This is a genomic window from Streptomyces sp. AC550_RSS872 (assembly GCF_019049285.1).
In the GTDB taxonomy this organism is placed as follows: Bacteria; Actinomycetota; Actinomycetes; order Streptomycetales; family Streptomycetaceae; genus Streptomyces.
The window spans coordinates 21,894-34,359 of record NZ_JAGMUL010000017.1 but is presented as its reverse complement, the minus strand read 5'-3'; the positions used below and the strand labels follow the sequence as shown (position 1 = coordinate 34,359).

13 protein-coding genes are annotated in these 12,466 nt (G+C 71.7%); 6 read left to right on the top strand and 7 right to left on the bottom strand.

Features of this window, described 5'->3' with window-relative positions; all coding sequences use genetic code 11:
• Both KUM44_RS08085 and KUM44_RS08080 read right to left on the bottom strand, forming a co-directional pair.
• A partial coding sequence (locus KUM44_RS08085) for an SDR family oxidoreductase (RefSeq protein WP_217207098.1) occupies positions 1-774 on the bottom strand: 774 nt, incomplete at its 3' end.
• 1 nt (position 775) lies between these two features.
• Positions 776-1,516 (bottom strand): SDR family oxidoreductase, encoded by a 741-nt coding sequence (locus KUM44_RS08080; protein ID WP_217207097.1) that lies wholly within the window; start codon positions 1,514-1,516, stop codon positions 776-778.
• Between the two features lie 57 nt (positions 1,517-1,573).
• On the opposite strand from KUM44_RS08080, the gene KUM44_RS08075 reads away from it, so the two are divergent.
• From KUM44_RS08075 to KUM44_RS08060, 4 genes are read left to right on the top strand one after another with little or no spacing between them, the layout of a single operon-like run.
• On the top strand, positions 1,574-2,347 hold the full coding sequence (locus tag KUM44_RS08075) for an enoyl-CoA hydratase family protein (protein WP_217207096.1): 774 nt from the start codon (positions 1,574-1,576) through the stop codon (positions 2,345-2,347).
• The gene (locus tag KUM44_RS08070) at positions 2,347-3,183 is read left to right on the top strand and encodes a CoA transferase subunit A (protein ID WP_217207095.1); all 837 of its coding nucleotides are present in this window, start codon (positions 2,347-2,349) and stop codon (positions 3,181-3,183) included. The genes KUM44_RS08075 and KUM44_RS08070 overlap by 1 nt, the downstream gene beginning before the upstream one ends.
• On the top strand, positions 3,180-3,923 hold the full coding sequence (locus tag KUM44_RS08065; protein WP_217207094.1) for a CoA-transferase subunit beta: 744 nt from the start codon (positions 3,180-3,182) through the stop codon (positions 3,921-3,923). Before KUM44_RS08070 ends, KUM44_RS08065 begins: the two co-directional genes overlap by 4 nt.
• The gene (locus KUM44_RS08060; RefSeq protein WP_217207093.1) at positions 3,923-4,966 is read left to right on the top strand and encodes a nitronate monooxygenase family protein; all 1,044 of its coding nucleotides are present in this window, start codon (positions 3,923-3,925) and stop codon (positions 4,964-4,966) included. The genes KUM44_RS08065 and KUM44_RS08060 overlap by 1 nt, the downstream gene beginning before the upstream one ends.
• A gap of 16 nt (positions 4,967-4,982) precedes the next feature.
• Here the strand turns inward: KUM44_RS08060 and KUM44_RS08055 are convergent, their stop codons facing one another.
• The 3 genes from KUM44_RS08055 to KUM44_RS08045 are packed head-to-tail and all read right to left on the bottom strand — an operon-like array spanning position 4,983 to position 7,624.
• A complete protein-coding gene (locus KUM44_RS08055; protein WP_217207092.1) occupies positions 4,983-6,140 on the bottom strand; it encodes an acetyl-CoA C-acetyltransferase in 1,158 nt (385 codons plus the stop codon).
• Positions 6,141-6,184: 44 nt separating this feature from the next.
• Positions 6,185-6,820, bottom strand: coding sequence for a TetR/AcrR family transcriptional regulator (locus KUM44_RS08050; RefSeq protein ID WP_217207091.1), 636 nt, complete (start codon positions 6,818-6,820; stop codon positions 6,185-6,187).
• 15 nt (positions 6,821-6,835) lie between these two features.
• A complete protein-coding gene (locus KUM44_RS08045; RefSeq protein WP_217207090.1) occupies positions 6,836-7,624 on the bottom strand; it encodes an SDR family oxidoreductase in 789 nt (262 codons plus the stop codon).
• A gap of 47 nt (positions 7,625-7,671) precedes the next feature.
• Here KUM44_RS08045 and KUM44_RS08040 point away from each other — a divergent pair, with 47 nt between their 5' ends.
• Positions 7,672-8,811 (top strand): acyl-CoA dehydrogenase family protein, encoded by a 1,140-nt coding sequence (locus KUM44_RS08040; protein WP_217207089.1) that lies wholly within the window; start codon positions 7,672-7,674, stop codon positions 8,809-8,811.
• A gap of 100 nt (positions 8,812-8,911) precedes the next feature.
• Positions 8,912-9,892: an acyl-CoA dehydrogenase family protein gene (locus KUM44_RS08035; protein WP_217207088.1), complete on the top strand. Its 981-nt coding sequence runs from the start codon at positions 8,912-8,914 to the stop codon at positions 9,890-9,892.
• Here the strand turns inward: KUM44_RS08035 and KUM44_RS08030 are convergent.
• Together KUM44_RS08030 and KUM44_RS08025 are read right to left on the bottom strand one after the other, a co-directional pair.
• A complete protein-coding gene (locus KUM44_RS08030; RefSeq protein WP_217207087.1) occupies positions 9,870-11,519 on the bottom strand; it encodes a cytochrome bc complex cytochrome b subunit in 1,650 nt (549 codons plus the stop codon). The genes KUM44_RS08035 and KUM44_RS08030 overlap by 23 nt on opposite strands.
• Before the next feature lie 85 nt (positions 11,520-11,604).
• The gene (locus tag KUM44_RS08025) at positions 11,605-12,330 is read right to left on the bottom strand and encodes a VWA domain-containing protein (protein WP_217207086.1); all 726 of its coding nucleotides are present in this window, start codon (positions 12,328-12,330) and stop codon (positions 11,605-11,607) included.
• Between the last annotated feature and the right edge of the window lie 136 nt (positions 12,331-12,466).

Genomic DNA, 12,466 nt, shown 5'->3' with positions numbered 1-12,466 from the left:
CCGGCCCCCCTCCGCCTCGAAGACCCTCCCCGTCACGCCCTCACTCCCCGCGGAACCCAGCCAGACGACCAGCGGGGACACGTTCTCCGGGGCCATGGCGTCGAACCCGGCGTCGGGGGCCGTCATCGTGGCCGCGAAGGTCCGTTCCGTCATCCGGGTACGCGCCGCGGGGGCAACCGCGTTGACCTGGACGCCATAGCGCCCGAGCTCCGCCGCCGCGACCAGGGTCAGACCGAGGACGCCGGCCTTGGCCGCGCTGTAGTTGCCCTGGCCGAGCGACCCCAACAGCCCGGCGCCGCTGCTCGTGTTGACGACCCGGGCGACCGGCGTACGCCCCGCCTTCGCCTCTGCCCGCCAGTGGGCGGCCGCGTACTTCAGGGGAAGGAAGTGGCCTTTGAGGTGGACGCGTACGACAGCGTCCCAGTCGCCCTCGTCGAGGTTGACCAGCATGCGGTCACGCAGGAACCCGGCGTTGTTGACGAGGGTGTCGAGACGGCCGTACGTCTCCCACGCGGCCGCCACCAGGGAGGCCGCCCCGGCGCTGGTCGCGACGTCCCCGTCGTGCGCGACCGCCTCGCCGCCCGCCGCGCGGATCTCGTCGACGACCTGCCGAGCGGGAGTGCCGGCGGTGCCCAGCGTGCCGTCGAGCCCCACACCGAGGTCGTTCACCACGACCTTCGCCCCCGCGGCGGCGAACGCGAGCGCGTGCGCGCGCCCGAGCCCGCGCCCCGCGCCGGTGACCACGACGACCCGCCCCTCACACATCCGGCTCATGTCATGCCTCCTTGTTGACCGTTGCGGCGTCCAGGAACACGGGCCGCTCACCCCCGCCGTGCACGAGCAGGCTCGCCCCGCTGATGTAGGCGGCGGCGTCGGAGGCGAGGAAGACGGCGGCCGCCCCGACGTCGGCGGGCTCGGCGAGGCGCCCCAGCGGGACCGTGCGGGAGACGCTCGCGATGCCGTCCTCGCCGCCGTAGTGAAGGTGGGCCAGCTCGGTGCGGACCATACCGACGACCAGCGTGTTGACCCGGACCTCCGGCGCCCACTCCACCGCCATCGAGCGCGCCAGGCTCTCCAGCCCGGCCTTGGCCGCCCCGTACGCCGCCGACCCGGGCGACGGTCGGCCACCGCTGACGCTGCCGATCATCACCACCGACCCCCGCACCCGCTTCAGCTGCTCGTAGGCGGCCAGGGAGGCCGTCAGTGGGGCCACCAGGTTCAGCTCGATCACGCGCGCGTGCCGCTCTGCATCCGCGTCCGTCAACCGGCGGTACGGCGTACCACCCGCGTTGTTGACGAGGACGTCCAGGCGGGGCAGGGCGGCGAAGAAGGCCCGTACGGCTTCCGGATCGCGGAGGTCGAGCGCCCTGAACTCGGCGCCCCGCAAAGGCACTTCGGGTGGTCTGCGCGCACAGACCACGACGTCCGCGCCGCGCTCGACGAAGGCCTTCGCGAGGCCGGCGCCGACCCCCCGTGTACCGCCCGTGACGACCACGACCTTCCCGTCCAGCCCCATCCCCGGCTACCCTTCATCACCTAACAAACGTTTGGTGGAAAGGTAGCTGATGCGGCCATGGGTGTCTCCACCTCGTCCCCGGAAAAGGGGACCGGACAGGCCGGACAGAGTGGGATCGCCGTCGTCACGGTCGACTTCCCGCCGGTCAACGCGCTGCCGGTGGACGGCTGGTTCGCCCTGGCCGACGCCGTGCGGGCGGCGGGCCGCGATCCGGAGATCCGGTGTGTCGTGCTCGCGGCGGAGGGACGCGGGTTCAACGCGGGCGTGGACATCAAGGAGTTGCAGCGGGACGGGGCCGGCGCGCTGATCGGCGTCAACCACGGCTGCGCGGACGCCTTCGCCGCCGTGTACGACTGCGAGGTTCCCGTCGTGGCGGCCGTGCAGGGGTTCTGTCTGGGCGGCGGCATCGGTCTGGTGGGCAACGCCGACGCGATCGTGGCGAGCGAGGACGCCACCTTCGGGCTGCCCGAGCTGGACCGGGGCGCGCTGGGCGCGGCCACCCATCTGGCCCGGCTGGTCCCCCAGCATCTGATGCGCGCGCTGTACTACACCTCGCGCACGGCGACCGCGGCCGAGCTGCACGCGCACGGCTCGGTGTGGCGGGTCGTCCCGCGCGCCGAACTGCGCGCCGCCGCGCTGGAGCTGGCCGGCGAGATCGCCGCGAAGGACGGGCAGCTGCTGCGGCTGGCCAAGGCCGCCATCAACGGCATCGACCCGGTCGACGTGCGCCACAGCTACCGCTTCGAGCAGGGCTTCACCTTCGAGGCCAACGTCAGCGGGGTGGCCGACCGGGTCCGTGGCACCTTCGGCAGTGGGAAAGAGGGGGCGTAGTGGGCGACAAGACGATGACCGCCGACGAGGTCGTCGCGCGGCTGCACAGCGGCATGACCCTCGGCATCGGCGGCTGGGGCTCGCGCCGCAAACCGATGGCCCTGGTCAGGGCCCTGCTCCGGTCCGGCATCACCGACCTCACCGTCGTCTCGTACGGCGGCCCGGACGTCGGCATGCTCGCCGCGGCCGGAAGGATCCGCAGGCTCGTCGCCCCCTTCGCCACCCTCGACTCCATCCCGCTCGAACCGCACTTCCGCGCCGCCCGCGAACGCGGCGCCTTCGAGCTGATGGAGGTCGACGAGGCGATGTTCATGTGGGGACTGCACGCCGCCGCGAACCGGCTGCCGTTCCTGCCGGTGCGGGCCGGGATCGGTTCGGACGTGATGCGGGTCAACCCCGGCCTGCGCACGGTGACGTCGCCGTACGACGACGGGGAGACCTTCGTGGCCATGCCCGCCCTGCGGCTCGACGCGGCCCTGGTCCACGTCAACCGCGCCGACCGGCTGGGCAACGGGCAGTACCTGGGCCCCGACCCCTACTTCGACGACCTGTTCTGCGAGGCGGCGGACGCGGCGTACGTCTCGTGCGAACGGGTCGTCGACACCGCCGAGCTGACGAAGGACGCGGCCCCGCAGTCGCTGCTGGTCAAACGGCATACGGTGACGGGGGTCGTCGAGGCCCCGAACGGCGCGCACTTCACGTCCTGCGCCCCCGACTACGGCCGGGACGAGGCCTTCCAGAAGACGTACGCGACCACGCCCTGGCCACAGTTCACGGCGCGGTTCCTCGGCGGTGACGAGCAGACGTACCAGTCGGCGGTCAGGGAGGAGTCATGACGGAGACCACCCGCACGCCCCTTCTCCCGCCCACCCGCGCCGAGTACTGCGTGATCGCCTGCGCCGAGGCCTGGCGGGACGCCGGTGAGATCCTGGCGAGCCCCATGGGCCTGATCCCGTCCGTGGGGGCCCGGCTGGCGCGGCTCACCTTCGCGCCGGACCTGCTGCTGACCGACGGCGAGGCGATGGTCGTCCGCCCGGACGGCACGACCGAGGGCTGGCTGCCGTACCGACAGCACCTGACCCTGGTCACCGGCGGCCGACGGCACGTGATGATGGGCGCGAGCCAGATCGACCGGTACGGCAACCAGAACATCTCGTGCGTCGGCGACTGGGAGCGGCCGAAACGGCAACTGCTCGGGGTGCGCGGTGCGCCGGTCAACACCCTCAACAACCCGACCAGTTACTGGGTCCCGCGGCACTCCCGGCGGGTGTTCGTAGAGAAGGTCGACATGGTGTGCGGGGTGGGATACGACCACGCGGCGGGCGCACGCTTCCACCGCGTCCCGCGGGTCGTCTCCGACCTCGGCGTCTTCGACTTCGCCACGCCCGACCACACGATGCGTCTGGCCTCGCTCCACCCGGGCGTCACGCTGGACCAGGTCAGGGAGGCGACCGCGTTCGACCTGGCCGTCCCGGACGTCGTGCCGCCGACCCGTGAACCCACCGCCGCCGAACTGCGCCTCATCCGCGAGGTCATCGACCCGGTGAACAACCGCGCCCGAGAGGTCGGTGCCTGATGGAGACACCGCTGACCCGGCTGGTCGGGGTGCGCCGTCCGATCGTGCAGACAGGGATGGGCTGGGTGGCCGGACCCCGGCTGGTCTCGGCGACGGCGAACGCGGGTGCCCTGGGCATCCTCGCCTCCGCGACGATGCCCGTCGACCGGCTGCGGGAGGCGATACGCGCGGTCAAGTCCCGTACGGACGCGCCGTTCGGCGTGAATCTGCGCGCGGATGCCTCGGACGCCGGCGACCGGGTCCGCGTGATGATCGACGAGGGGGTACGCGTCGCGTCCTTCGCCCTCGCGCCCTCCCCCGGGCTGATCACCGAGCTCAAGGACGCGGGCGTGATCGTCATCCCCTCCATCGGCGCCCGGCGGCACGCCGAGAAGGTCGCGGCCTGGGGGGCGGACGCGGTGATCGTGCAGGGCGGTGAGGGCGGCGGGCACACCGGGGACGTGGCGACGACGGTGCTGCTGCCGCAGGTGGTCGACGCCGTGGACATACCGGTCGTGGCGGCGGGCGGCTTCTTCGACGGCCGGGGTCTGGTCGCGGCGCTGGCCTACGGGGCGTCGGGCATCGCCCTGGGCACGCGTTTCCTGCTCACCTCGGACTCGACGGTGCCGGAGGCGGTGAAGGCGCGGTATCTGGCGGCGACGGTGAAGGACGTGACGGTGACCCGGGCGGTCGACGGCCTGCCGCACCGGATGCTCCGCACGCAGCTGGTCGACAGCCTGGAGCGGTCCGGCCGTGCGCGGACTCTCTTCCAAGCGGTCCGCAGGGCGGCGGGCCTGCGGAAGCTGTCCGGCACGAGTTGGCTCCGCATGGTCCAGGACGGTCGCGCGCTCAGGCACGGCAAGGACCTGACCTGGAGCCAGGTCCTGCTCGCCGCGAACACGCCGATGCTGCTGAAGGCGTCCATGGTGGACGGCCGTACGGATCTGGGGGTGATGGCGTCGGGGCAGGTCGCCGGGGTGATCGACGACCTGCCGTCCTGCGCGGAGCTGGTGGAGCGGATCATGAAGGAGGCCGAGGAGGTGCGGGCGCGCCTCGCGCGGTGACCGCTCCCTCTGACCGCTACAACCGCTCGATGATCGTCACGTTCGCCTGGCCCCCGCCCTCGCACATGGTCTGCAGCCCGAACCGACCGCCCGTCCGCTCCAGTTCATGCAGCAGGGTCGTCATCAGCTTGACCCCGGTCGCCCCCAGCGGATGCCCCAGAGCAATCGCCCCGCCGTTGACATTGACCTTGTCGGGATCCGCCCCGGTCTCCTTCAGCCAGGCCAGGACGACCGGTGCGAAGGCCTCGTTGATCTCGACGAGGTCGATGTCGTCGATGGACAGGCCGGTCTTCTTCAGCGCGTGGGCGGTGGCCGGTATGGGTGCGGTGAGCATACGGATGGGGTCCTCGCCGCGCACCGAGAGGTGGTGCACCCGGGCCCGCGGTGTGAGCCCGTGTTCGCGCACCGCCCGCTCCGAGGCCAGCAGCATCGCCGCCGCGCCGTCGGAGACCTGCGAGGAACAGGCGGCCGTGATCGTGCCGCCGTCGACGACCGGCTTCAGCCCGGCCATCTTCTCCAGGGAGGTGTCCCTGCGCGGCCCCTCGTCGACGCCGACCTGGCCGTAGGCCACCACCTCCCGCTCGAAGCGCCCCTCGTCGATGGCCCGCAGCGCCCGCCGGTGCGAGCGCAGCGCGAACTCCTCCTGGTCCTGCCGGCTGATCCCCCACTTCGCGGCGATCATCTCGGCGCCGACGAACTGGTTGACCGGCTTCTCCCCGTACCGGGCCCGCCACCCCTCGCTGCCCGCGAAGGGGCCCGCCGTGAGACCGAGCGGTTCGGCGGCCTGCCGGGTGGCGAAGGCGATGGGGATCATCGACATGTTCTGCACGCCACCGGCGATCACCAGGTCCTGGGTGCCGGACAGCACGCCCTGCGCCGCGAAGTGCACGGCCTGCTGGGAGGACCCGCACTGCCGGTCCACGGTCACGCCCGGCACCTCCTCGGGCAGCCCCGCCGCCAGCCAGCAGGTCCGCGCGATGTCCCCGGCCTGCGGCCCGACGGCGTCCAGGCAGCCGAAGACGACGTCCTCGACGGCGGCCGGATCCGTCCCGGCCCGCCCGACCAGCTCCTTCAGCACATGTGCGCCCAGGTCGGCCGGGTGGACGGCGCTCAGTCCTCCCCCGCGCCGTCCCACGGGCGTACGGACCGCTTCGACGATGTAGGCCTCGGCCATGGCAACTCCCTCACAGATAAGGGCACTTCGACAGCTTTCGACGGCTATTCACGTACGGCGATCCCGTCCAGCACCATCGACAGGTACTGCCGGGCGATCTCCTCGGGGCTGTGCTGCCCGCCGGGCCGGTACCAGGACGCGGCGACCCACACCGTGTCCCGCACGAACCGGTAGGTGAGCCGGACGTCGAGGTCGGACCGGAACACCCCGGCCGCGACCCCGCGCTCCAGCGTGGACAGCCACGCCTTCTCGAACCTGCGCTGCGACTCGGCGAGGAACGCGAACCGCTCCTGCGCGACCAGCTGCCGGTTCTCCTTCTGGTAGATCGCGACGGCGGCCCGGTGCCGGTCGATCTCCCGGAACGACTCGGTGACCAGCGCTTCGAGCGTCTCCCGGGGGCCGAGCTCGGCGCCCAGGACGGCGTCGTAGCCGCCCCACAGCTCGTCGAGGAACGAGCGCAGGATCTCTTCCAGCATCGACTCCTTGGAGTCAAAGTGGTAGTAGAGGCTGCCCGCGAGCATGCCCGCGTGGTCGGCGATCTTGCGTACGGTGGTGGCGTTGTAGCCCTGCTCGGCGAAGACGTCGGCGGCGGTGTCGAGGAGTTCACGGCGGCGCGCCTGGGCGGCAGCGGCCGCGGGCTTTCCGGCGGCGGTCACCTGGGGCTTCTTCTTGGTCGGCACGGGTCCATTGTCGTCCTAGGCGCGCCGGCTGCTGACGGAGACGATCTCCCCGGTCATGTACGAGGAGTAGTCCGAGGCCAGGAAGACGATCACGTTGGCCACCTCCCACGGCTCGGCGTACCGCCCGAACGCCTCGCGGGCGGTGAGTTCCTCCAGCAGTTCGGGGGTGGTCACCTTGGCCAGGTGGGGGTGCATGGCCAGGCTCGGCGCCACGGCGTTCACCCGCACCCCGTACTCGGCGGCCTCCACCGCCGCGCACCGGGTCAGCGCCATCACGCCCGCCTTGGCCGCGGCGTAGTGCGCCTGGCCGGCCTGGGCGCGCCAGCCGACGACGGAGGCGTTGTTGACGATCACGCCGCCGCCGGTCTCGCGCATCCGGCGCAGGGCGGCCCGGGTGCACCGGAAGGTGCCGTTCAAGGTCACGTCGAGGACCTTCGACCACTGCTCGTCGGTCATGTCGGCGAGGGGTGAAGTCCCGCCGAGCCCGGCGTTGTTGACGACGACGTCCAGTTGTCCGTGCTCGGCCACGGCCGCTTCGAACAGCGCCCGCACCTGCGGCTCGTCGGTCACGTCGCAGGGCAGCGCGGCCACCGACGCCGCGCCGAACTCCCCGGCCAGCTCCGCCTCGCACTCCTTCAGCCGCCGCGCGTGCGCGTCGCTGATCAGCACGCGGGCGCCCTCCTCGAGGAAGCGGCGTGCGGTCGCCCCGCCGATGCCCGCACCGGCCGCCGCGGTGATGACGGCCGTGCGCCCGCGGAGCAGTCCGTGCCCGGGAACGTACGCCGGCGCCTCGACGTTTGTCATAGCGGCACGCTAACCTACCAAACACTTGTTAGGGAAGGACGGTGACGGTGGACCTCACGCACTCCCCGGCCGACGAGGCGTTCCGCGCCGAGGCCCGCGCCTGGCTGCGGGCACATGTGCCGTCCGGTCCGCTCCCCTCCCTGGAGACCGGGGAGGGCTTCGCGGCGCACCGGGCGTGGGAGGCCGAACTCGCCGCCGACCGCTGGTCGGTGGTGAACTGGCCGACGGCGTACGGGGGCCGGGACGCCACCCTGGTGCGGTGGCTGCTGTTCGAGGAGGAGTACTACGCTGCGGGCGCCCCGGGCCGCGTCAATCAGAACGGCGTCAGCCTCCTCGCCCCGACCCTCTTCGACCACGGCACCGAGGAGCAACGCGCGCGGGTGCTGCCGCCCATGGCCACCGGCGAGGTGATCTGGGCGCAGGCGTGGTCGGAGCCCGAGGCCGGTTCCGACCTGGCCGCGCTGAGGTCGAGGGCCACGCGCGTGGCGGGCGGTTGGCTGCTCTCCGGCCAGAAGACCTGGTCGTCGCGGGCCGCCTTCGCCGATCGCGCGTTCGGCCTGTTCCGCACCGACCCGGACGCCCCGAAGCCCCACCAGGGCCTGACCTACCTGATGTTCGACCTGCGCGCCCCTGGTGTCACGGTCCGCCCCATCGCCCGCCTCGACGGCAAGCCCGCCTTCGCCGAGCTGTTCCTGGACGAGGTCTTCGTGCCGGACCAGGACGTGATCGGCGAGCCGGGCCGGGGCTGGCGGATCGCGATGTCGACAGCGGGCAACGAACGCGGCCTGATGCTCCGCTCCCCCGGCCGCTTCCTCGCGAGCGCCGACCGCCTTCACCAGCTCTGGCAGGCCCAGGGCAGCCCGGAGAGCGCGAGGAACCGCGTGGCCGACGCCCTGATCGGCGCCCGCGCCTACCAGCTCTTCACCCTCGCCGCGGCCTCCCGCCTCCTCGACGGCGAGTCGATCGGTCCGGAGTCCAGCCTGAACAAGGTCTTCTGGTCGGAGTACGACATCGCCCTGCACGAGACGGCCCTCGATCTGCTGGGCACCGAAGGCGAGTTGGCCGACACGGAGTGGGCCGAGCGGTACGTCTTCTCCCTGGCCGGCCCGATCTACGCCGGGACGAACGAGATCCAGCGCGACATCATCGCCGAGCGCCTGCTGGGCCTGCCGAAGGGGCGACGGTGATGCGAGAGGGCTCCGCCGACGCCGAGAGGGAAACCCCGGACGCCGAGAGCGCCACGTCGCCGCGGAGCGCACATCCGCGGCCACCGAAGGGATCCCGCTGATGCGCTTCCTCCTCGACCCCGAGCAGCGGGCCTTCGGCGACTCGCTGAACGGCATGCTGGCGGCCGCCGACACGCCCTCGGCCGTACGGGACTGGAGCCGGGGCGAGCATGCGCGGGGCCGCGCGCTGTGGTGCCGTGTCGCCGAGGCGGGTGTGTTCGGGCTGGCGGTTCCGGAGACGTACGGGGGGATGGGCTCCCGTCCCGTCGAACTCGCCGTCGCCTTCGCGGAGTTGGGGCGTCACGCGGTGCCGGGACCGCTGGTGGAGACGGTCGCGTCGGCGGTACTGCTCACCGATCTTCCGGATCCCGGCCCGGCCAAGGGCGTGCTGCCGGCGCTGGCGTCGGGCGAGGCCATGGCGACGCTGGCGTGGAGCACGCCGTACGCGCTCGACGGCGACGTGGCCACCACCCGCCTGGTCCTCACCTCCCAAGGCCTGCACCTCTCCCCCGGTCACGGCCCTGTCCGCCCCTCCCTGGATCCGGCCCGACGCCTCACCCGCCTGGACCCCGGCGGCGAGCTGCTCAGCCCCGCCCCGGTCACCGCCCGTGCCCTCGCCTACGCCCGCCTCGCCACCGCCGCCCAAGCGCTCGGCGTCGGTCACGCCCTGCTCGACCGGACGGTCGCGCACGTCAGGCAGCGCACGCAGTTCGGTGTCCCCATAGGCTCGTTCCAGGCCGTCAAACACCGTCTGGCCGACGCCAGGACCGGCCTGGAGTTCGCGCGGCCGCTCCTTTTCGGTGCCGCGCTCACCATGGCGCCCGCCGACGTGGCCGCCGCCAAGGTGACGGCCTGCGAGGCCGCGTACGCCGCCGCCCGTACCGCGCTCCAGCTGCACGGCGCGATCGGCTACACCGCGGAGTACGACCTGTCGCTCTGGCTGACCAAGGCCCGCGCCCTGCGCACCGCCTGGGGCGACCCGGACCTGTGCAGAGCCGACGTGCTCGGTGCCCGCGCCCTCAGTGGTGATCGCCGCTGGTGAGCTCGCGGTACTCCTCGACCGTCGGCTTGGTGATCCGTGTCTGCGGCCCGAACATCGCCCGCGCGAGGCGGGCCCGCACCCGCTGCGTCGGGCCGACCCGGCGCCGGACGCCGTTCGCGTCGACGAGCGGGCCGATCTCGTACGGCGGCGGCTGCTCGTGCTGGGTGAGGGTGAACAGCTGCGCCTGTGAGAGGGGCTCGTGGATCTCGATGTACGCACCGTGCGGGAGCCGTTTGATGGTGCCCGTCTCCCTGCCGTGCAGCACCTTGTCCCGGTCCCGGCGCTGGAGGCCGAGACAGATGCGTTTGGTCACGTAGTAGGTGAGGACCGGCACGACGAAGACCGAGATCCGGACGAACCAGGTGATCGCGTTGATGGACAGATGCAGATGCGTGGCCACGATGTCGTTGCCGCCGCCGATCAGCAGCACCGCGTACAGGCTCAGCCAGGCCGCGCCGAGGCCGGTGCGCACGGGCACGTTGCGCGGCCGGTCGAGGATGTGGTGCTCACGTTTGTCGCCGGTGATCCACGCCTCGATGAAGGGGTACACGCCGAGCGCGAGCAGGATCAGCGGGAAGAGGGAGAAGGGGATGAAGACGCCGGGTTCCAGGGTGTGGCCCCAGAGGTTGATCTCCCATCCCGGCATCACCCGGATCAGGCCCTCGGAGAAGCCGAGGTACCAGTCGGGCTGGGCGCCCGTGGTCACCAGGTCCGGACGGTAGGGGCCGAAGGCCCAGACCGGGTTGATGCTGGCGATGCCGCCCATGAGCGCCAGGACGCCGAAGACGAGGAAGAAGAAGCCGCCCGCCTTGGCCATGTACACCGGCAGGAAGGGCATGCCGACGACCGTCTTCTGGTCGCGGCCGGGGCCCGGGTACTGGGTGTGCTTGTGGTAGAAGACCAGGATCAGATGGGCGACGACGAGGCCGAGCATGATCCCGGGCAGCAGCAGGATGTGGATCGGGTAGAGCCGGGCGATGAAGTCCTCGCCGGGGAACTCCCCGCCGAAGAGGAAGAACGCCACGTACGTGCCCACGATCGGGATGGACAGGATCGCGCCGTGCGCGAACCGCAGGCCGGTGCCGGACAGCAGGTCGTCGGGGAGGGAGTAGCCGGTCAGGCCGGTGATGATGCCGAGCATCAGCAGGGTCCAGCCGAACACCCAGTTGATCTCGCGCGGCTTGCGGAAGGCGCCGGTGAAGAACACCCGCATCATGTGCACGAGCATGCCGGTGACGAAGACCAGCGCCGCCCAGTGGTGGATCTGCCGGATGAGCAGCCCGCCGCGCACGTCGAAGCTGATGTCGAGGGTGGACTCGTACGCCCGGGTCATCAGGACGCCGTTGAGGGGCTCGTAGGTGCCGTTGTAGACGACCTCGTTGGTGCTGGGGTCGAAGAACAGGGTGAGGTAGACGCCGGTGAGGATCAGGACGAGGAAGCTGTAGAGGCAGACCTCGCCCAGCATGAAGGACCAGTGGTCCGGGAAGACCTTGCGCATGTTGGCCTTGGCCAGCGCGTACAGCCCGAGCCGTCCGTCGGCCCAGTCGGCGATCCTCTCGCCCTTGCCGGACTCGGCGGACCGCCGCGCACCTGTCGTCCCGTCGTTCCCCGATCGTGCGCCGTCCATACGTCGTCGCCTCCCCGTCGGATCAACCACAGGGTGACACGGCCGCACAGGCCCCGCCAACGGGGCGGACGCCCCCGGCCACGCGTCAGGACGGCCGTACGATCCCCTGCGCCCGCGCCGCCACCAGCCACTTCGGGAACTCCCCGACCAGGCGGTCGTACAACTCGGCGTCGGACACGGTCCGCGGGTCCGAACCGGCGTGGAAGAACCCGGCGTTGTCGACGACCCGCTTGCCCGGGACGGCGAGCTCGTCGAGCTTGCGCAGGAAGTCGAACTGCTTGCTGGTCGGGTCTCCGAAGCCGATGAACTGCCAGAACAGCGGGAGCGGGGCCGCCTTGCACAGATACCGTTCCGCGGCGAGCTTGTTGATCGGCCCGCCGTCCGTCTGGAACACCACCAGGGCGGGGTCCCTCGACCCGCTGTCCAGGTAGTGGTCGATGACCGCGTCCATGGCCAGGTGGTAGCTGGTCTTGCCCATGTGCCCGAGCCCGGCCGCGATCCGCTCGATCCGCCCCTGGTGGTCGGCCAGCGCGATCTCGGTCTCGGCGTCGACGTCGGTGGAGAAGAAGACGACCGGCACGGTCCCGTCGTCGTCGAAGTGGGCCGCCATGCCGAGCACCCGGTCGGCGAGCGCCTGCACGCTGCCGTCCTTGTAGTACGGCTTCATCGACCCGGAGTAGTCGACCACCAGGTAGACCGCCGCCCGCACCCCGCCCAGCCCGTGTTTGTGAAGCGACACCCCTGCGCTCTTGTACAGGCTGACCAGCGCGGGCGCGGTCTCCTCGACCTTGCTGAGACTGATCGCCGCCATATGGTCTCCCCCTCGTACGCCTGGCTGGTTGCCGAGGTTACGGCACCACCGGCCCCGCCCCTCCCTCCGTCCACAGGTGTTCGCTATTTTGTTCGCCGCCGACCCCACCGGCTCATCGTTCGTCCCGTCCCCTTCG

Bases quoted from the DNA above. Each gene is read 5' to 3' on its own strand.
- KUM44_RS08065 (WP_217207094.1), top strand. From the start codon at position 3,180: ATGACGGAGACCACCCGCACGCCCCTTCTCCCGCCCACCCGCGCCGAG.
- KUM44_RS08035 (WP_217207088.1), top strand. From the start codon at position 8,912: ATGCGCTTCCTCCTCGACCCCGAGCAGCGGGCCTTCGGCGACTCGCTG.
- KUM44_RS08060 (WP_217207093.1), top strand. From the start codon at position 3,923: ATGGAGACACCGCTGACCCGGCTGGTCGGGGTGCGCCGTCCGATCGTG.
- KUM44_RS08055 (WP_217207092.1), bottom strand. From the start codon at position 6,140: ATGGCCGAGGCCTACATCGTCGAAGCGGTCCGTACGCCCGTGGGACGG.
- KUM44_RS08030 (WP_217207087.1), bottom strand. From the start codon at position 11,519: ATGGACGGCGCACGATCGGGGAACGACGGGACGACAGGTGCGCGGCGG.
- KUM44_RS08080 (WP_217207097.1), bottom strand. From the start codon at position 1,516: ATGGGGCTGGACGGGAAGGTCGTGGTCGTCACGGGCGGTACACGGGGG.
- KUM44_RS08025 (WP_217207086.1), bottom strand. From the start codon at position 12,330: ATGGCGGCGATCAGTCTCAGCAAGGTCGAGGAGACCGCGCCCGCGCTG.
- KUM44_RS08045 (WP_217207090.1), bottom strand. From the start codon at position 7,624: ATGACAAACGTCGAGGCGCCGGCGTACGTTCCCGGGCACGGACTGCTC.
- KUM44_RS08075 (WP_217207096.1), top strand. From the start codon at position 1,574: ATGGGTGTCTCCACCTCGTCCCCGGAAAAGGGGACCGGACAGGCCGGA.